The organism is Pseudomonas sp. JV245A, assembly GCF_032424515.1.
GTDB lineage: Bacteria > Pseudomonadota > Gammaproteobacteria > Pseudomonadales > Pseudomonadaceae > Aquipseudomonas > Aquipseudomonas protegens.
Genome location: NZ_VYKE01000117.1, coordinates 1 through 18289, shown reverse-complemented (window position 1 = coordinate 18289; position 18289 = coordinate 1). Strand labels below are relative to the sequence as shown.

16 protein-coding genes and 1 pseudogene are annotated in these 18289 nt (G+C 63.6%); 8 read left to right on the top strand and 9 right to left on the bottom strand.

What is annotated here, in order from left to right; translation table 11 throughout:
* The 3 genes and pseudogenes from F6S12_RS23965 to uvrD all read right to left on the bottom strand — a co-directional run.
* A pseudogene (locus F6S12_RS23965) lies at nt 1–213 on the bottom strand (hypothetical protein); the annotation flags it as partial.
* Nucleotides 214–393: 180 nt separating this feature from the next.
* Nucleotides 394–834 carry an EamA family transporter gene (locus tag F6S12_RS23960; RefSeq protein ID WP_011064328.1) on the bottom strand — a complete coding sequence of 147 codons (441 nt, stop codon included), beginning with the start codon at nt 832–834 and terminating at the stop codon, nt 394–396.
* 106 nt (nt 835–940) lie between these two features.
* Nucleotides 941–3124, bottom strand: coding sequence for a DNA helicase II (gene uvrD / locus F6S12_RS23955; RefSeq protein ID WP_011064327.1), 2184 nt, complete (start codon nt 3122–3124; stop codon nt 941–943).
* Nucleotides 3125–3371: 247 nt separating this feature from the next.
* Between uvrD and F6S12_RS23950 the strand changes: the two genes are divergently transcribed.
* The 3 genes from F6S12_RS23950 (at nt 3372) to F6S12_RS23940 (ending at nt 7668) form a co-directional block, all read left to right on the top strand.
* Nucleotides 3372–6236 (top strand): putative bifunctional diguanylate cyclase/phosphodiesterase, encoded by a 2865-nt coding sequence (locus tag F6S12_RS23950; RefSeq protein ID WP_011064326.1) that lies wholly within the window; start codon nt 3372–3374, stop codon nt 6234–6236.
* A 167-nt stretch (nt 6237–6403) separates the two neighbouring features.
* The gene (hexR, locus tag F6S12_RS23945; RefSeq protein WP_011064325.1) at nt 6404–7270 is read left to right on the top strand and encodes a transcriptional regulator HexR; all 867 of its coding nucleotides are present in this window, start codon (nt 6404–6406) and stop codon (nt 7268–7270) included.
* Nucleotides 7271–7455: 185 nt separating this feature from the next.
* Nucleotides 7456–7668, top strand: coding sequence for a PA3496 family putative envelope integrity protein (locus F6S12_RS23940; RefSeq protein WP_072451902.1), 213 nt, complete (start codon nt 7456–7458; stop codon nt 7666–7668).
* Here F6S12_RS23940 and F6S12_RS23935 read toward each other — a convergent pair.
* A complete protein-coding gene (locus F6S12_RS23935) occupies nt 7610–8572 on the bottom strand; it encodes a LysR family transcriptional regulator (RefSeq protein ID WP_015637535.1) in 963 nt (320 codons plus the stop codon). The two genes, F6S12_RS23940 and F6S12_RS23935, sit on opposite strands and share 59 nt — an antisense overlap.
* A 190-nt stretch (nt 8573–8762) precedes the next feature.
* On the opposite strand from F6S12_RS23935, the gene F6S12_RS23930 reads away from it, so the two are divergent.
* From F6S12_RS23930 to F6S12_RS23915, 4 genes are all read left to right on the top strand, one after another.
* The gene (locus F6S12_RS23930) at nt 8763–10178 is read left to right on the top strand and encodes an acetyl-CoA carboxylase biotin carboxylase subunit (protein ID WP_015637534.1); all 1416 of its coding nucleotides are present in this window, start codon (nt 8763–8765) and stop codon (nt 10176–10178) included.
* An 11-nt stretch (nt 10179–10189) separates the two neighbouring features.
* Entirely contained in the window at nt 10190–11998 is a 1809-nt protein-coding gene (oadA, locus tag F6S12_RS23925; protein WP_161466451.1) for a sodium-extruding oxaloacetate decarboxylase subunit alpha, read from the top strand.
* Between the two features lie 232 nt (nt 11999–12230).
* Nucleotides 12231–13505 carry a type II toxin-antitoxin system HipA family toxin gene (locus F6S12_RS23920; protein ID WP_041752701.1) on the top strand — a complete coding sequence of 425 codons (1275 nt, stop codon included), beginning with the start codon at nt 12231–12233 and terminating at the stop codon, nt 13503–13505.
* Complete coding sequence (locus tag F6S12_RS23915) at nt 13502–13771, top strand: helix-turn-helix domain-containing protein (protein WP_011064320.1); 270 nt, start codon at nt 13502–13504, stop codon at nt 13769–13771. The genes F6S12_RS23920 and F6S12_RS23915 overlap by 4 nt, the downstream gene beginning before the upstream one ends.
* Before the next feature lie 3 nt (nt 13772–13774).
* On the opposite strand, the gene F6S12_RS23910 is transcribed toward F6S12_RS23915, so the two are convergent.
* Nucleotides 13775–14611, bottom strand: a complete 837-nt coding sequence (locus F6S12_RS23910; RefSeq protein WP_015637531.1) for an amino acid ABC transporter permease — start codon at nt 14609–14611, stop codon at nt 13775–13777.
* Nucleotides 14608–15429 (bottom strand): ABC transporter substrate-binding protein, encoded by an 822-nt coding sequence (locus tag F6S12_RS23905; protein WP_015637530.1) that lies wholly within the window; start codon nt 15427–15429, stop codon nt 14608–14610. Before F6S12_RS23905 ends, F6S12_RS23910 begins: the two co-directional genes overlap by 4 nt.
* Nucleotides 15430–15539: 110 nt before the next feature.
* Between F6S12_RS23905 and F6S12_RS23900 the strand changes: the two genes are divergently transcribed.
* Entirely contained in the window at nt 15540–16439 is a 900-nt protein-coding gene (locus F6S12_RS23900) for a homocysteine S-methyltransferase family protein (protein ID WP_041752699.1), read from the top strand.
* 68 nt (nt 16440–16507) lie between these two features.
* Here the strand turns inward: F6S12_RS23900 and F6S12_RS23895 are convergent, their stop codons facing one another.
* The 3 genes from F6S12_RS23895 to F6S12_RS23885 form a co-directional block, all read right to left on the bottom strand.
* Nucleotides 16508–17179, bottom strand: a complete 672-nt coding sequence (locus F6S12_RS23895; RefSeq protein ID WP_053160498.1) for a GNAT family N-acetyltransferase — start codon at nt 17177–17179, stop codon at nt 16508–16510.
* A gap of 19 nt (nt 17180–17198) precedes the next feature.
* Nucleotides 17199–17645 (bottom strand): GNAT family N-acetyltransferase, encoded by a 447-nt coding sequence (locus F6S12_RS23890; protein ID WP_053160496.1) that lies wholly within the window; start codon nt 17643–17645, stop codon nt 17199–17201.
* Nucleotides 17646–17687: 42 nt separating this feature from the next.
* A partial coding sequence (locus F6S12_RS23885) for an FMN-binding negative transcriptional regulator (RefSeq protein ID WP_315869382.1) occupies nt 17688–18289 on the bottom strand: 602 nt, incomplete at its 5' end.

Below are 18289 nucleotides of genomic sequence, written 5' to 3'. Positions count from 1 at the left end.
ACCGCCGGCCTTGGCAGCAGCGCCCGCGGCACCGGCTGCGCCCGCGGTGGCTGCAGCGGCGGGAGCGCCCGGAGCGGTTGGCGCCGCCTGGCGGGTTTGGTGGGTCGGGGCAGCGCCGACGCTTTTGCCGCCACCAAAGCGCTTGGCGTTGGCGTCGAGGCTCATCGTCAGGCCGATGCACAGCGCCATGGCGATGCTAAGAAAACGTTTCATAAAGGGGGTTCCCATTTGTGGATGGCACGCGCGCCATATTGCACAGGTGAAGTGTCAGTGGCGAGCGGCATAATGTTTCGGGCTTTTGCCTGACAGCCTCGGTTCAGCTTCGCCAGGCGTCATGCTCGCCGATAGGTTTTTGGTCCCCGCAGACCTGGCTCTGGTTCAACCCGAAAGCCGTTAGCGGCGCAGTGCCAGTAGCACCACACCTGCGGTGATCAAGCCGATTCCGCTCCACTGCCGCAGGTCGAGCTTCTCTCCCAGCAGGCACACGCCGATGATCGCGACGAACACCACGCTGAGCTTGTCCACCGGTGCCACCAATGAAGCGGGGCCGAGTTTCAAGGCGCGGAAATAGCACAACCAGGAAGCCCCGGTGGCCAGCCCGGACAGCAGCAGGAACAGGTAGCTCTTGGGGGAAATTGATCCCAGGGACTGATATTGGCCCGTTGCGTACAAAATCAAGGCCAGGCTGACAAGAACCACCACGGTACGCAGCAGGGTGGCGAAGTCTGAATTGACGTTTTCTATCCCGACTTTGGCGAAGATCGCCGTCAACGCGGCGAAAATTGCCGACAACAGGGCCCAGAATGTCCACGAGGAAAAAAAGCCTGTGCCCATGTTCGCGCTGCCTTTTCTGCACCGACCTGTAGGAGCCGGCTTGCCGGCGAAGCGGTGCTTCGCCAGTGAGATTCGCCGGCACGCCGGCTCCTACGGTCGGGTGGGGTTAGATGGCTTCCAGCTTGGCGTAGCCGAGCATCAGCCACTTGCTGCCTTCGCTGAAGTTGACCTGGACCCGGGCCTGGGCGCCGGCGCCCTCGAAATTGAGGATCACCCCGTCGCCGAACACCGAGTGCCGTACCGCCTGGCCGAGGCTCAGGCCGGTGTCCGGGATTTCGCTGCCGCCGAACAGGCTGCTGGTACTTTGTGACTGGCCGCCGCCGAAAGGCCGGCTGACGCTGTTGGACAGCCGCACTTCCTGAATCAGCCCCTTGGGCACCTCGCGCACGAAACGCGACACCTTGTTGTAGGTTTCGCTGCCGTACAGGCGTCGGGTTTCCGCGTAGGTCATCACCAGGTTCTGCATTGCCCGGGTGATGCCCACATACGCCAGCCGGCGTTCTTCCTCAAGGCGGCCGGGTTCTTCCAGGCTCATCTTGTGGGGGAACAGGCCTTCTTCCATGCCCACCAGGAACACGTAGGGGAACTCCAGACCCTTGGCGCTGTGCAGGGTCATCAGTTGCACGCTGTCTTCATGCTCGTCGGCCTGGGTATCGCCGGCTTCCAGGGAAGCGTGGCCGAGGAATGCCGCCAGGGGCGTCAGGTCTTCGTCCTCTTCGGTGTTCTCGAAGTTGCGCGCGGCGCTCACCAGTTCCTCGAGGTTTTCCACCCGGGCCTGGCCTTTTTCGCCTTTTTCCGCTTCGTGGTAGGCAATCAGCCCCGACTGCTCGATGACGGTCTGGGTCATCAGGTGCAGGGGCATTTCCAGGGTCTTGGCGGCGAGGTTTTCGATCAGTTCGATAAAGGCCCCTAGCGCACCTGCAGCGCGCCCGGTCAGGCCTTTATTGGCCACCAGCTGGCGCATGGCTTCCCACATCGATACATCGCTGTGGCGCGCATGCTCGCGGATGGCTTCGACGGTCTTCTCGCCGATGCCCCGGGCTGGCACGTTGATCACCCGCTCCAGGGCTGCGTCGTTGCCACGGCCTTCCAGGAGGCGCAGGTAAGCCATGGCGTTCTTGATTTCCGCCCGCTCGAAGAAGCGCTGGCCGCCATAGATGCGGTACGGAATGCGTTCGCGCAGCAAGGCTTCTTCCAGCACCCGGGACTGGGCGTTGGAGCGGTAGAGAATGGCGATGTCGCTGCGGGCCAGGCCGGTCTTCAGCGCGCTCTCGATGGTTTCCACTACATAGCGGGCTTCATCGTGCTCGTTGAAGGCGGCATACAGGTTGATGGCTTCACCGTCGCCGCCGTCGGTCCACAGCTCCTTGCCCAGGCGCCCGGTGTTGTTGGCGATCAGGGCGTTGGCAGCCTTGAGGATGCCGGCAGTAGAGCGGTAGTTCTGCTCCAGGCGGATCACTTCGGTGTCCGGGAAGTCAGCGGAGTACTGGTGGATGTTCTCGATTTTCGCCCCGCGCCAGCCATAGATCGACTGGTCGTCGTCGCCCACCACCATCAGGCTGTCGCCACCCTGGGCCAGCAACCGCAGCCAGGCGTATTGCACGGCGTTGGTGTCCTGGAACTCGTCCACCAGCACGTGGCGGAAACGCTTCTGGTAGTGCGCCAGCAAACCCGGGTGGTCGCGCCACAGGTCCAGGGCGCGCAGCAGCAGTTCGGAGAAGTCGATGACCCCGGCACGCTGGCAGGCGGCCTCGTAGGCCTCATAGATGCCGCGCATGGTGGCCAGGAACAGGTCGCCGCTGGCCTGGATATGTTGCGGGCGCAGGCCTTCGTCCTTCTGCCCGTTGATGAACCACTGGGCCTGGCGGGCCGGCCAGCGCTGTTCGTCCAGTCCCAGCTCGCGGATCACCCGCTTGACCAGGCGTTGCTGGTCGTCGCTGTCGAGGATCTGGAAGGTCTGGCTCAGCCCCGCTTCCTGCCAGTGGGCCCGCAGCAGGCGGTGGGCCAGGCCGTGGAAGGTGCCGACCCACATGCCTGCCGGGTTGATGCCCAGCAGTTGTTCGATGCGGTGGCGCATCTCGGCTGCGGCCTTGTTGGTGAAGGTCACCGACAGGATCGAGTGGGGTGAGGCGTTCTCGACCTGGATCAACCAGGCGATACGGTGCACCAGCACACGGGTTTTGCCGGAGCCAGCACCGGCCAGGACCAACTGACGACCCACGGAGGCGGCTACGGCCTGGCGTTGGGCGTCGTTGAGGGAGTTCAACAGGAGGGAGAGATCATCGCGCATCGGGGCATTCTAGGGGGCGGCGCCACCCCGGGCAAACCCGGCTTTGCATTAGCCGATAAAACAGCCGCCGATGACGACCGGTTGGTCACAGGCTCCAGCCATTGGCGCTTCTCGCCCGGACGCTTTCAGGGTGCAAGCCGGGCCATCCGGTTTTATCGATTTTATGACCTGGAGCAGTTTGGCTCGGGGCTTTGCTTGTGTATGCTCCGGCGACGTTTCGGGCTCAACCATTATAAGAACACTGCCTATGACACTTAACCCCGACCTGTCCGGGCCCTTTGTAGAGCCCCGGGTCATCCGCCAGCACTACGCCGTGGAGATGGCAGTGGAGCGTACGCGCCTGCTGTACCAGGGCTCGTTGCTGCCTACCTTGTTCATGTTGCTCAACGGCCTGGTGTGCACCTGGCTGCTATGGAGCCCGGCGCGCTATCTGTTGCTCAGTGTGTGGATGGTCTGGCTGCTGGCCCTGGTGGCCTTGCGGGTGATCCAGGTGGCGGCCTTCGATTCGGCGATTCCCAGCCGCCAGGCACAGCCGGTGTGGCAACGCATGTTTCTCCTGGGCTCGGCGGTCAGTGGCCTGACCCTGGCCTGCGCCGGCATCGCCCTGGTGCCCACCGACAATTTCCTGCAGCAGGCCTGGGTCTTCGGCCTCATCGGTGCGGCCATCCTGTCGGCCAGCGTGGCCTACGCGGTGAGCCTGCAGGCCTTCCTTTCATTCACCTTGCCATGTCTGTTGCCAGCCATCGCCTACTTGTTCTGGGGCGGCGACGACCAGCAGCGTGGCTGGGGCTGGCTCGGGCTGATCCTGCTGGTGTCGCTGAGTGTGGTGGCCTGGCAGGTCAACCGCCTGATGCAGCGCGGCCTGCTGCGGCGCTTTCAGAACCAGGCCCTGATCGAGCACCTGCAGAATGCCCAGGGCCGCAGCGATCAGCTCAACCGCGAGCTGGCCCGGGAAGTGGAGCAGCGCCGCCGTGCCGAGGAGCAACTGCGCGAAGCCCAGACCGGGCTGGAACAGCGTGTGGCCCAGCGCAGCCTGGAGCTGGACGCCGCCAACCAGGCCCTGAGCAAGAGCGAGGCGCGCCTGGCCCTGGCCCTGAACGCCAGCGAGCTGGGGCTGTGGGACTGGAACCTGCAGACCGACGAGGTCCATCACACCCAGATCAAGGAGCTGTTCGGCCTGGAGCCGGAAGATGTCACGGCCATGCTCAGCCATCTCAAGCCACGCCTGCATCCGGAGGACCTGCCCCTGCTCAAGCGCGCCCTGGTGGAGCACCTCAAGGGCCGCAGCGACGATTACCAGGTGGAGTACCGGGTACGCCACGGCGCCGGCCACTGGGTGTGGATCGAGGACCGTGGCCGGGCCGTGGAGCGCAGCCCCAGTGGCCGGGTGCTGCGCATGGCCGGCACCCGTCGCGACATCAGTGCCGACAAGGAGCTGGAGGTCCAGCGCAACCTGGCGGCCACGGTGTTCGAGGCGGCCAGCGAAGGCATCGTCATCCTCGACCCCGATTACGCCTTGATCGCCGCCAATCAGGCCTTCAGCCAGGTCACCGGCTATCAGATCGAAGACATGCTCGGGCGCAATGTAGTGGAGCTGTCGTGCAGCCGCGATGCGCGCCGGCACTACCCGTTGATCCACCAGGCCCTGGAACAGTACGGCAGCTGGCAGGGCGAGTTGGTGGAGACACGCAAGAACGGCGAGCTCTACCCACAATGGCTGCAATTGAATGTAGTGCGTGATAAACGAGGAAAAGTCCGGCATATCGTGGGCTTCTTCGCCGATCTTTCGGCACGGCGCGAATCCGAGGAGCGCATGCGCTACCTCACCCATTACGACGAACTCACGGGGCTGGCCAACCGTTCGCTGTTCCGCGAGCGCCTGCGCGAGGCCCATCAGCGGGTGCGCCAGGGCGGCCGCAGCCTGGCCTTGCTGCACATCAACCTGGACCGTTTCAAGCTGCTCAACGACAGCCTTGGCCATGAAGTGGCCGACCAGCTGCTGCAAAAGATGGCCCGGCGGCTGGTCAATGCCTTGCCGGAAGCCGACACCATCGCCCGGCTTTCCGGGGACGAATTCGCCGTGCTGTTCGACGCTTACGGCAGCCTGTCGAGCCTGACCCGGGTCGCTACCCGGCTGCTGAGCAAGCTGCGCCTGCCGATCACCGTCGAGGGCCATGAACTGGTAGTCAGCGCTTCCATGGGCATCAGTATGCTGCCCGACAGCGCCCGGGAGATCGCAGCCCTGATCAGCCAGGCGAACATGGCCATGGCCCATGCCAAGCACCTGGGCGGCAACAATTTCCAGTTCTATACCGAGAGCCTGCAAGCCAGCACCCTGGAGCGCCTGCAGCTGGAAAACCAGCTGCGCAAGGCCATTGAGGAGGGCCAGTTGACGGTCTTCTACCAACCCAAGCTGTGCCTGGCCAGCGGCCGTCTGAATGCCGCCGAGGCCCTGGTGCGCTGGGATCACCCCGTCATGGGCCGGGTGCCCCCGGGAGATTTCATCGGCCTGGCGGAAGAGACCGGATTGATCGGCCCCATTGGCGAGTTCGTGTTGCGCCAGGCGTGCCGCCAAGCCTGCGAATGGCAACGCCAGGGCCTGGAGCCGATTCGCGTGTCGGTCAACCTGTCGGTGTATCAGTTGCGCCAGGGCAAGCTGGTGAGCCTGGTGCGCCAGGTGCTGGAAGAAACAGGCCTGGAGCCGCATTTTCTCGAACTGGAACTGACCGAAAGCCAACTGCTGGACAGCGTCGAGCACATCATCGCGACCTTCCAGCAACTGCGGGGCCTGGGGGTCAAGCTGGCCATCGACGACTTCGGCACTGGCTATTCGTCCCTGAGTTACCTGAAACGGATCCCGGTGGATTACGTGAAGATCGACCAGGCCTTCATTCGCGGCCTGGCCGAGGGCGGTGAGGATGCGGCGATCACCCGGGCGATCATCGCCATGGCTCATGGGCTGTCGTTGAAAGTGGTGGCCGAAGGGGTGGAAGACCCCGCGCAACTGGCCTTCCTCAAGGCGGAACACTGCGACGAGGTGCAGGGCTACCTGATCAGCCGCCCGGTGGCCGCCGAAGGCCTCGCGCTGCTGTTGCAGGCCCAGAGCCGGTAGCCGCCAGGGCTGCCTGCCACAACGGCTACATAAGTCGTACCCGGCTGAAAATGGGGGGCAGGCAGGCAACTTCGTGATGCATTGGGCGGGCAAAAAGCCGATTCCTGTAGTATAACTACAAGCTTGCTACATCCCCGGCGTCAGCCAATAACAATGAGTCCAGCCCTTTGAACCTGTTGCAGCACATCGCCCAGTCACGTCATTTGTTACGCAAATCGGAACTCAAGGTCGCCGATCACGTGCTCCTTGATCCTGCGGCCGTGATGCACAGTTCCATGGCGGACCTGGCCCACAGCGTGGGCATCAGTGAACCGACCATCGTGCGCTTCTGCCGGGCCATCGGCTGCTCCGGCTTCCAGGACCTCAAGCTCAAGCTGGCGCAGAGCCTTGCCGCCGGGGCCAGCTTCGGCCAGTTCGCGATCCATGAAGACGATTCGGTCGCCGACTACAGCCTGAAGATCTTCGACACCACCCTGCATACCCTGATGGAGGTCCGCGAGAAGCTCGACCCGGTGGCCCTGCAGCAGGCGGTGACCGCCATGTCCCAGGCCCAGCGCGTGGAGTTCTACGGCTTTGGTGCCTCGGGCGCGGTAGCGGCGGATGCCCAGCACAAGTTCTTCCGCTTGCTGCTGACCGCAGCGGCCTATTCCGACCCGCACATGCAAGCGATGTCGGCGGTGACCTTGAAGCCTACCGATGTCGCCATCTGCATTTCCCAGTCCGGTCGTTCCAAGGACCTGCTGATCACCGCCAACCTGGTACGTGAAAGCGGCGCCTCGCTGATCACCCTGTGCCCGAGCCAGACGCCGTTGGCCGAACTGTCCACGGTCAACCTGGCGATCGACGTGCATGAAGACACCGAGATCTACACCCCGCTGACCTCGCGTATCGCCCACCTGGTGGTGATCGACGTGCTGGCGATGGGCGTGGCCATGGCCCGCGGCCCGAGCCTGGTGAACCACCTCAAGAGCGTCAAGCGCAGCCTTCGCAGCCTGCGCCTGTCGCCCAAGTCGGTCAAAGCCCTGGACGATTGAGTCTCTCTGGCCGGTGATGAGGCCTCTGGGTTGTGCATCGCGCTGACGGACGCCTTCGCTGGCAAGCCGGCTCCTACAGATAGGTAGGCGCTGTGAATGTTCATCGTCCTGTAACCGACCCGCCGCCAAACCGTAACCGCCGACGTCCATCGTGAAGCTTCCGTACTCGCATTGGGAGACTCGAAATGGCCCGGCCTTACGAAGAGAGCAACAGCGCAGTCAAGACCCGTCGTCAGCAGGAAGACCAGCGCCGCATGGAATTTCGTCGTGCGATCGAACACCGCTTCGAGCTGCGTCAGTTACAGCAGCAAATCAACGATTACCCCGAGCTGGACGCCGTCAATTACTGGCAGGCGGCGCCCGCAGCTTCCCGTCGAAGCGTTCAACCAAGCCGCTGATCTGCACCCGTTCGCTGCGGATGAATCCGAGGAACGCATGCGCTACCGGTGACAGGCGCTTGGCTTTGGCCTGCACCAGGCACCAGCTGCGCAGCAATGGCAGCTCTTCGACCGGCAACTCGACCAACCCGCCGGTCGCCAACTCAAGGTTCAGGGCGTGGCGCGTCAACAAGGCCACGCCCAGACCTGCCCGCACGCACTCGCGCTGAGCCTCGGCCGACGACACTTCGAGGATCTGGGTGAAGTGCACGCGCTTCTCCTTGAAATACTCCTCGCACGCCAGGCGTGTGCCTGAACCCTGTTCGCGCAGTACCAGCGTGTAGGGCTCCAGGTCCTGCAGGCGCAGCGGGCCCATGTGGCTCAGGGGGTGCTCCGGCGGGGCCACCGCGACGATCGGGTTGTTGAGGAAGGGCAGGAACTCCAGCTCCATGTCCTGGGGCACCATGGACATGATCACCAGGTCGTCGCGATTGTCCGAGAGCCGGCGGATCACCTGGGAGCGGTTGACCACCGTCAGTTGCAGGTGCACTTCCGGGTGCTGGCGCTTGAAGGCGGCGAACAGGTGCGGCACGAAGTACTTGGCGCTGGATTCGATGGCCAGCTTGAGCTGGCCCTGCAGCGAACCCTGCATGTCGGAGAGCTGCATGTCGAGGTTCTCCAGGCGCCCGAAGATGTCCCGGCTGGCCCGTTGCAGCGCTTCGGCGGCTTCGGTCATGTAGAGCTTCTTGCCCACATAGTCGAACAGCGGCTGGCCGATCAGCTCCTCCAACTGGCGAATCTGCAGGCTGACCGCGGGCTGGGTGAGGGACATTTCATCGGCGGCGCGGCTGTAGGAGCGTAGATCGCAGACTTCATTGAAAATCTGCAACTGACGCAATGTCAGTCTCATCAAGGACTTGCGCATTTCTTGAGGGCTCGCGCCAAGGGCTGGTGGCATGACTATAAGTCTTTACTTATGGCCAACCCAATAATTATTGATTTTTGTTAATCCCTCTGCAGAGCTAGTGTGTCGCTGCGACTGACTTGAAACATTTGGTCACGCGCCGACTCGGTCTAGCGGGTCGTCTGTTTCAACGGCTCAAGGGAACCTCCAAGTGATAAAAAAGATCCTGATCGCCAACCGTGGTGAGATTGCCGTACGAATCGTGCGTGCCTGCGCGGAAATGGGCATCCGTTCGGTAGCGATCTTCTCCGACGCCGATCGCCATGCCTTGCATGTAAAGCGCGCGGATGAGGCCCACAGCATTGGCGCCGAGCCGCTGGCCGGCTACCTGAACCCACGCAAACTGGTGAACCTGGCGGTGGAAACCGGCTGTGATGCGCTGCATCCCGGCTATGGGTTTCTCTCGGAAAACGCCGAACTGGCGGACATCTGCGCCGAACGTGGAATCAAGTTCATTGGCCCGTCGGCGGAAGTGATCCGCCGCATGGGCGACAAGACCGAAGCCCGCCGCAGCATGATCAAGGCGGGCGTGCCGGTGACTCCGGGCACCGAAGGCAACGTGGCCGATATCCACGAAGCCCTGTCCGAAGGCGACCGCATCGGCTACCCGGTGATGCTCAAGGCCACCTCCGGTGGTGGCGGGCGCGGCATCCGTCGTTGCAACAGCCGTGAAGAGCTGGAGCAGGCTTTCCCCCGGGTCATTTCCGAAGCCACCAAGGCCTTCGGTTCGGCGGAAGTGTTCCTGGAAAAGTGCATCGTCAATCCCAAGCACATCGAAGCGCAGATCCTCGGTGACAGCTTTGGCAACGTGGTGCACCTGTTCGAGCGCGACTGCTCGATCCAGCGCCGCAACCAGAAGCTCATCGAGATCGCCCCGAGCCCGCAGCTGACCCCGGAACAGCGTGCCTACATCGGCGACCTGTCGGTGCGCGCGGCCAAGGCCGTGGGCTACGAGAACGCCGGCACCGTGGAGTTCCTGCTCGCCGAGGGCGAGGTGTACTTCATGGAGATGAACACCCGGGTGCAGGTGGAACACACCATCACCGAAGAAATCACCGGCATCGATATCGTCCGCGAGCAGATCCGCATTGCTTCCGGCCTGCCGCTCTCGGTGAAACAGGAAGACATCCAGCACCGCGGCTTTGCCCTGCAGTTCCGGATCAATGCCGAGGACCCGAAGAACAACTTCCTGCCCAGCTTCGGCAAGATCACCCGCTACTACGCCCCCGGCGGCCCGGGCGTGCGCACCGACACGGCGATCTACACCGGCTACACCATTCCGCCGTTCTACGACTCCATGTGCCTGAAACTCGTGGTCTGGGCCCTGACCTGGGAAGAAGCGATGGACCGTGGCCTGCGCGCCCTGGACGACATGCGCCTGCAAGGGGTCAAGACCACCGCCGCCTATTACCAGGAAATCCTGCGTAACCCGGAATTCCGCAGCGGTCAGTTCAACACCAGCTTCGTTGAGAGCCACCCGGAACTGACCAACTACTCGATCAAGCGCAAACCCGAAGAGCTGGCCCTGGCCATCGCCGCCGCCATTGCCGCCCACGCAGGCCTGTGAGGAATAAAACAATGTCCAAGAAGATTCATGTAACCGACACCATCCTGCGCGACGCCCACCAATCGCTGCTGGCGACCCGCATGCGCACCGACGACATGCTGCCGATCTGCGACAAGCTCGACAAAGTCGGCTACTGGTCCCTGGAAGTCTGGGGCGGCGCCACCTTCGATGCCTGCGTGCGCTTCCTCAAGGAAGACCCCTGGGAGCGCCTGCGCAAACTGCGCGCCGCGCTGCCCAACACCCGCCTGCAGATGCTCCTGCGCGGCCAGAACCTGCTGGGCTACCGCCATTACAGCGATGACGTGGTCCGGGCCTTCGTGGCCAAGGCGGCGGTCAATGGCATCGACGTGTTCCGCATCTTCGACGCCATGAACGACGTGCGTAACCTGCGGGTCGCCATCGAAGCGGTGAAAGCCGCCGGCAAGCACGCCCAGGGCACCATCGCCTACACCACCAGCCCGGTGCACACCATCGAGGCCTTCGTGGCCCAGGGCAAGCAGATGGAAGCCATGGGCTGCGACTCCATCGCGATCAAGGACATGGCCGGCCTGTTGACCCCTTACGCCACCGGCGAGCTGGTCAAGGCGCTGAAGGCCGAGCTGTCGCTGCCGGTGTTCATCCACTCCCACGACACCGCCGGCCTGGCTGCGATGTGCCAACTCAAGGCCATCGAGAACGGCGCCGACCATATCGACACCGCCATCTCCAGCTTCGCCTGGGGCACCAGCCACCCGGGTACCGAGTCCATGGTCGCAGCCCTCAAAGGCAGCGAGTTCGACACCGGCCTGGACCTGGAACTGCTGCAGGAAATCGGCCTGTACTTCTACGCCGTGCGCAAGAAGTACCACCAGTTCGAAAGCGAATTCACCGCCGTGGACACCCGGGTGCAGGTCAACCAGGTGCCGGGCGGGATGATTTCCAACCTGGCCAACCAGCTCAAAGAGCAGGGCGCCCTGAACCGCATGAACGAAGTGCTGGCCGAGATTCCACGGGTCCGTCACGACCTGGGCTACCCGCCGCTGGTGACCCCGACTTCGCAGATCGTCGGTACCCAGGCGTTCTTCAACGTCCTGGCTGGCGAGCGCTACAAGACCATCACCAACGAAGTGAAGCTCTACCTGCAAGGCGGCTACGGCAAGGCTCCGGGGGAAGTCGACGAGAAACTGCGGCGCCAGGCCATCGGCAGCGAGGAGGTGATCGATGTACGTCCCGCCGACCTGCTGAAGCCGGAAATGACCAAGCTGCGTGGCGAAATCGGCGCCCTGGCGCATTCCGAAGAAGACGTGCTGACCTACGCCATGTTCCCGGACATCGGGCGCAAGTTCCTCGAAGAGCGTGAGGCCGGCACCCTGGTTCCGGAAGTGCTGCTGCCGATTCCTGAAGCGGGCGGCGTGAGCAAGCCGGGCGGTGAAGGCGTGCCCACCGAGTTCGTCATCGACGTCCACGGCGAGACCTACCGCGTCGACATCACCGGCGTCGGGGTCAAGGCCGAAGGCAAGCGCCACTTCTACCTGTCCATCGACGGCATGCCGGAAGAGGTGGTGTTCGAACCTCTCAACGAATTCGTCGGCGGTGGTGGCAGCAAGCGCAAGCAGGCGAGCGCCCCGGGCCATGTCAGCACCACCATGCCGGGCAACATCGTCGATGTGCTGGTCAAGGAAGGCGACACGGTCAAGGCCGGCCAGGCGGTATTGATCACCGAAGCCATGAAGATGGAGACCGAAGTCCAGGCAGCCATCGCCGGCAAGGTCGTGGCGATCCACGTGGCCAAGGGCGACCGGGTCAACCCGGGCGAGATCCTGATCGAGATCGAAGGCTGAGTTCAGGCCTTCATCTGCAACGCTTTACCTCGGGGAGGCTACGGCCTCCCTTTTTTTGTCCACGATTTGCCTGAGTGCATTTTAGTGCACTTATTGTCTGCAAAAATTGGCTGTATCTGCATTACAATGCATTTTGCAGAGGTAATGACGCACCAAAAGTGCATTAAATTGCAGGTAATGAATGCTACAGCTGACTTTACAGGTCCATCGCGCCGGGACGTGGAGCGATGCGATGACCCTGATTTTCGAGCATCCCGAGCAGGGCTTCACCAGCCCTTGCCGTCTGGGTTATGAGCAGTCGTACCTGGCAGGCAATCTGGAAGCCTTTGCCACGCCGCTGGCGGGATCGGTGAGTGTGCGTCTGCCGCTGACCTGGGAACTGCTGCGCAGTCCGGGCGCCCCGGCGTTCCTGTATGACATTGCGCCGACGCTCACCATGCAGCGTTTTTTGGCCGAGCGCTCGGTGGACGCGCGCCCCGCCGGCATTGCCCCCGACTTGTTCCTGCTGGCCCGATCCAGCGCGGCCCCCATGGGCAATCTGCGGATCAAGGAGTCCCTTGCCGCCATGAATGAATGGCCGCTGCTGGGGTTCTCCCGGGCCGAGGTCAGCGCCCGCGACAACCGCTTTCTTGAATACGCCCATGAACAGGGAGCGGCAATGAGCGGTGCCACCGGTGCCGTTGGCGAGGCGACGAAGCTGCTGCTGACCCAGGGGCGAGACGGGTTGCTGTACCCCGATGCGCTGTTGGAAGACAGGTTGGCGGCGTGCCACTGGCTGGTGAAATGCCCGCCAGAGCAGGCGACGCCAAATGACTGCGACATGCTCAGAAGCGAGTTCCACTACTACCGGGCGCTGCAGCAGCTGGGCATCGATACGGTTCCCGCCCAAGGCCTGGCCCTGGAAGAGGAGCGGCAGCCGAGCCTGTGGATGCGACGCTTTGATCGTCGCCTGCACGGGCAGGGTGTGGAACGGCTGGCGCTGGAGTCCATCTATTCCCTGGCGGGGTTGCCCGGCCAGAGCCTGGGCATGCGGCACACCAAGGTCCTGGGGCTGCTGGCCGAACTCTGGCGAACCGCCGGGCAGGCCTCGGCGATCCCGGAGCTGGTGGCCGACTACCTGCGTCGGGACCTGCTCAACAAGATCCTTGGCAACTCGGCCAACCATGGGCGCAATACCTGGATCATCCGTCACGAGGGCCAGGTGCAGTTGGCGCCGATCCACGATCTGGCGCCGCGAGTGATGGATGACAAGGGCATTACCCGCAGCACCAAATGGCCCGGCCGGATGGAAGTGGCGGGTGATATCGACTGGCGCCAGGTGTGTGCCAGCCTCAAGCCGCTGATCGATCCCGATGCTGCGCTGACGCGCCTGCGCGAAGATGCCGAACGGCTACGGGCCCTGCCGGACCTGCTGAGTGCCGGGGGCTTGCCCGAGGCCACCCTGAATCACCCGCGCATTTACCTGCGTGACCTGGATCGACGCCTGCAGGAGTGGGGTTTGCGATGACTACGACCCTGGAACAGCGCGGCCTGCTGATCGATAACATCCGCCAGGAACTGGCCGCTGGGCGTTTGTCGGTTGGTGATGCGGTCAAGCGCCTGCGCACTGAAGTCACCGGGTTGCATCAGAGCCAGTTCGCCAGGATGTGCCGGATTTCCCTGCGTACCCTGATCCATATCGAACACGGCGACGGCAACCCGACCCTCAAGTCGCTCAACGCGGTGTTCAAGCCTTTCGGCCTGCAGATGGGAGTGGTTTCCCTGCGCCCTTGAGCTTCACCCGCGCTGAACGTAACCCTTGCCGTAATGCCTTTCCATCCGCGCCTGGATCAGTTCCAGGCCGATGGACAGCAGCCAGTAGATCAGCGCCGCGGTGCTGAGCATTTCGATATAGCGGTAGCTGGAACGGCCGTAGGACTGGGCCAGGAACATCACTTCCCAGACCCCCATTACCGAGATCAGCGACGAGTCCTTGAGCATCGAGATGAACTGGTTGGTGGCCGGCGGAATGATGGTGCGCATGGCCTGGGGCAGGGTCACCTGCCAGAAGATCGCGCTGTCGCTCATGCCCAGGGCCAGGGCGGCCTGGCGCTGGCCTTGGGGCACGCCGAGGATGCCGGCGCGGAAGATCTCGCTGAGGTAGGCGCCGTAGTTCAGCGACAGGGCGATGATCCCGGCGGTAATGGCGCCCGGCACCACCCCCAGTTGCGGCAGGCCGAGGTAGATCAGCAGGATCTGGATCAGCAGCGGCGTGCCGCGAAAGAACGAGGCGTAGAAGCTGGCAATCCCGAAAGCCACGGCGCTTGAAGACAGGCGTGCCAGGGCGGTGATGAAGCCCAGCAGCGACGAAGCGACGATGGAGCAGGCGCAAAGGAACAGGGTCAGCGCCGCGCCCTGGAGGAAACCACTGGGGGACAGGTGCAGGCCCAGCAGGTTCGGCAGCTTGTCGAGGATGATCGAGAACTTCAGGTCGAAGCTCAGGAAGAAGCTGGCGAACAGCACCAGCAACGCGGCCCAGGTCAGGTACAGGCGGGTGCGAAAGCCCAGCAGGCGCTTGAGCAGCGGTGCAGCCACCGATTGTGGTGGCTGCGGCGGTGGCGTGTAGGCGGTCATTGGCTGATGTCGGCGCCGATCCATTTCTGCGACAGCTTGCTCAGGGTGCCGTCCTGCTTCAGCTGGGCGAAGACTTCACGCACCTTGGCATTCCACTGGGCATCGCCTTTCTCGATGGCCACCGAGTTGGGCTCGGCGTACAGCGGCTCGCCGGCCAGCTTGAAGCGCGAGTCCTGGGTCAGGCGCGGCTGGGCGGTGACCAGGTTGGTGAGGATCGCATCCAGGCGCACGCCCGGGCCCAGGCCGAGGTCCTGGAAGGCCACGTTGTCGGTGTCGTAGGGAGCGATCTGCACATTCTCGAAGGGGTATTGCAGGTGGGTGTCCTCGGCGCCTTCGATCACCAGGTTCTTGTTCAGGTAGCCCTCGTAGCTGGAGGCGGCGGTGAGGCCGACCTTCTTGTCGCTCAGGTCCTGGGCGCCGTGGATCCGTTCATCCTTGGCGTTGACCACGATTACCGCCGGCGAGGCGTAGTACTGCACCGGGAAGTCGAAGACCTCGGCGCGGGCCTTGCTCGGGGTCATGGAGCAGATGCAGATGTCGTAGCGCCCGCTCCAGCGTCCGGCGGCGATCACATCCCAGGACGGGGTTTCCAGGCGCAGCTTGACGCCGAGCTTGTCGGCCACGGCCTTGGCCACGTCGACGTCGAAGCCGTCCAGCTGGTTCTGGTCATTGAGGAACGAGAAGGGCGGATAGCTTTCCATCAGCACTCCGACCAGCTCCTTTTTCTGCTCGATACGTTCCAGGGTGGCGCCGGCGAAGGCTTGGGAAGAGGCGGCGAGAAGGGTCAGGCCGAGGGCCAGCAGCGGTTTGAAATTCATCGGAATCCTGACTGAAAAAGAGTTGTTATTAACCGAATGGTGCGTATTTAATAGTTATAAGAACGACTCCGGTAGTGAGTTATTTTCATAAGCATATGAGTAAAAAGCATATGGGCGCAGGCAATACGGTAATTCTCGATGGCGGTATGGGGCGTGAACTGCAGCGTCGCGGGGCGCCGTTCCGGCAGCCTGAATGGTCGGCCCTGGCGCTGAGCGAGGCGCCCCAGGCGGTTGAGGCGGTGCACGCGGCCTATATCGACAGCGGTGCCAACGTGATCACCAGCAACAGCTACGCGGTGGTGCCGTTTCATATCGGCGAGGAACGTTTTGCCGCTGAAGGCCAAGCCCTGGCGGCTCTGGCCGGTGAGCTGGCGCGCCGCGCAGTAGAGGCCTCCGGCAAGCCGGTGCGGGTCGCGGGTTCGTTGCCGCCGCTGTTCGGTTCCTATCGCCCGGACCTGTTCGATGCGTCCCGGGTCGAGGAAGTGCTGAGCCCGCTGGTCAAGGGCCTGTCGCCTTTCGTGGACCTGTGGCTCGCAGAAACCCAAAGCTCCATCGCCGAGGCGCGGGCTATCCACGCCGGCCTGCCCAAGGACGGCAAGCCGTTCTGGCTGTCCTTCACCCTGAAGGACGAAGAGGTCGACGAAGTGCCGCGCCTGCGTTCCGGCGAACCGGTGGCAGAAGCGGCGGCAGCGGCGGCGCAGTTGGGCGTGCAGACCCTGCTGTTCAACTGCAGCCAGCCGGAAGTGATTGGTGCGGCAGTGGATGCGGCTCGTGAAACCTTCGAGCGCTTGGGGGTGCAGATCCATATCGGCGTGTACGCCAATGCCTTCCCGCCGCAGCCCGAGGATGCCACCGCCAACGATGGCCTGTGCCCGCTGCGTGAAGACCTGGACCCGCCGGGTTATCTGCAATGGGTGGCGGACTGGCACCAGCGCGGTGCCAGCCATGTGGGCGGTTGCTGCGGCATTGGGCCGGAGCATATTGCGGTGTTGGCGCAGAAGCTCGGTTGAGTCCTTCGCCGGCAAGCCGGCTCCTACACAGGCCTGTGTAGGAGCCGGCTTGCCGGCGAAAATCCCGCTTACCCGCGACACTCCGCCAGCGACTTGAGCTGCCCCGAGCCGCTCTGGTTCTCATCGCTGAGCCATTGCTCGAAACCCTTGGCAATCACCGGCCATTCCCCATCCAGGATCGAGAACCACGCGGTATCGCGGTTCTGCCCCTTGGCCACCATGTGCTGGCGAAACACACCCTCGAAGCTGAAACCCAAACGTTCCGCGGCGTAGCGCGAGCGGGCATTGGCGTTGTTGCACTTCCATTCCAGGCGCCGGTAACCCAGGGCGAAGGCTTCCTTGGCCAGCAGGTACACCGCTTCAGTGCTCTTTGGCGAACGTTGCATCGGTGCACCGAAGGTTACATGGCCGATCTCGATACGCCCCTGGGCCGGGACGATGGACATCAGGCTGATGAGGCCCTGGGCCTGGCCGCTGGCGCGGTCGATCACGGTAAAGAAGTACGGGTCGCTGGCGACGGCGTGGTTAGCGAGCCAGGCATCGAACGCCGCACGCTCGGGGAAGGGGCCATAAGGCAGGTAGTTCCACAGCACGGGGTCGGCGCCAGGGCCTTGCAGCACCTGGAACAGATCGTCGCCATGGCGCGCCGGGTCGAGCCTTTCCAAACGGATGAAGCGCCCTTCAAGCAGGGTGGCCGAAGGGGCGGGAACGCCTTTCCAATCGGCGAGTGAAATCGACATGCAGTGGCTCCTTGGCAACTCAGAGGGGTTTGCGGAACTGGATGAAACCTGGGCGCTCGGCAATACGCTCATACAGCTGGATGGCTGTGGCATTGGTTTCGTGGGTCAGCCAGTGCACCTTGGCGCAGCCGTCCTGTTTCGCCTGGGTGTAGACGAACTCGATCAGCTGGCGGCCGACGCCGGTGCCGCGCTGGTCCGGGGTCACCAGCAGGTCCTGCAGGTAGCAGGAATTCTCGATGCTCCAGTTGGAGCGGTGGTAGATGAAATGCACCAGGCCCACGGCGCGCTCGCCGTCCCAGGCCAGGGCCGCGTGGGTCGGCTCGCCGGCATCGAGAAAACGCTGCCAGGTGCTTTGGGTCACGGCGTCCGGCAGTTCGGTTTCGTAGAAGCTCAGGTAGGCCTGCCATAACGGCAGCCAGGCGGCATGGTCGGCAGCGGTGACGGGGCGGATCTGGATCTGGCTCATGAAGGCTCCTTTGTTGTTCTGTACGAAAAATGTTCTGTACGCCTAACCCATCAGCCGGGACAGTTGTTGGTCGCCCAGGTCGGCGCTGGCCGCCAGCCCTTCGCGTACCCCGGCAATATCTTCGACATTGCGGTTCTGGCTGAGCTTGCGCTTGCCTTCCAGGCGCTGGATCGGCAGGGCAAAACCGACAATCGCCCGCAGCATGCTGTCGAGGTAGTCGGCCGGGGCATCGGCCACCTTCCACGGTTGTGGGCGACCGGCTTCGTGACGCTCGGTCAGCCCCCCCACCACCTTGAGCAGCCGCTCCGGGTCGCTGAATACTTCAGGCTGGCCATAGGCGTGCACTGCCACGTAGTTCCAGGTCGGCACCACTTTGCCGTGTTCGGCCTTGCTTGGATAGAACGAGGGGCTGACGTAGGCATCCTCGCCCGTGAAGATCACCAGCGCCTCGGCGCCAGCGGCCAGTTCGGCGCATTGCGGGTTGGCCTTGGCCAGGTGCCCGTAGAGGGTGCCATTGGCCCCCTGTTCGGAGTCCAGCAGCAGGGGCAGGTGGCTGGCCTGCAGGCCCAGGGCGCCCCAGGTCACCAGGGTCGCCAGGCGGCTGCCCAGGATCAGTTGCTGCAGGCGGGTGAGGTCTTCATCGA

Excerpts from the sequence above, each read along its gene's own strand:
- F6S12_RS23960 (WP_011064328.1), bottom strand. The coding sequence starts at position 834 with ATGGGCACAGGCTTTTTTTCCTCGTGGACATTCTGGGCCCTGTTGTCG.
- uvrD (WP_011064327.1), bottom strand. The coding sequence starts at position 3,124 with ATGCGCGATGATCTCTCCCTCCTGTTGAACTCCCTCAACGACGCCCAA.
- F6S12_RS23950 (WP_011064326.1), top strand. The coding sequence starts at position 3,372 with ATGACACTTAACCCCGACCTGTCCGGGCCCTTTGTAGAGCCCCGGGTC.
- F6S12_RS23940 (WP_072451902.1), top strand. The coding sequence starts at position 7,456 with ATGGCCCGGCCTTACGAAGAGAGCAACAGCGCAGTCAAGACCCGTCGT.
- F6S12_RS23935 (WP_015637535.1), bottom strand. The coding sequence starts at position 8,572 with ATGCGCAAGTCCTTGATGAGACTGACATTGCGTCAGTTGCAGATTTTC.
- oadA (WP_161466451.1), top strand. The coding sequence starts at position 10,190 with ATGTCCAAGAAGATTCATGTAACCGACACCATCCTGCGCGACGCCCAC.
- F6S12_RS23920 (WP_041752701.1), top strand. The coding sequence starts at position 12,231 with ATGACCCTGATTTTCGAGCATCCCGAGCAGGGCTTCACCAGCCCTTGC.
- F6S12_RS23915 (WP_011064320.1), top strand. The coding sequence starts at position 13,502 with ATGACTACGACCCTGGAACAGCGCGGCCTGCTGATCGATAACATCCGC.
- F6S12_RS23910 (WP_015637531.1), bottom strand. The coding sequence starts at position 14,611 with ATGACCGCCTACACGCCACCGCCGCAGCCACCACAATCGGTGGCTGCA.
- F6S12_RS23905 (WP_015637530.1), bottom strand. The coding sequence starts at position 15,429 with ATGAATTTCAAACCGCTGCTGGCCCTCGGCCTGACCCTTCTCGCCGCC.
- F6S12_RS23900 (WP_041752699.1), top strand. The coding sequence starts at position 15,540 with ATGGGCGCAGGCAATACGGTAATTCTCGATGGCGGTATGGGGCGTGAA.
- F6S12_RS23895 (WP_053160498.1), bottom strand. The coding sequence starts at position 17,179 with ATGTCGATTTCACTCGCCGATTGGAAAGGCGTTCCCGCCCCTTCGGCC.
- F6S12_RS23890 (WP_053160496.1), bottom strand. The coding sequence starts at position 17,645 with ATGAGCCAGATCCAGATCCGCCCCGTCACCGCTGCCGACCATGCCGCC.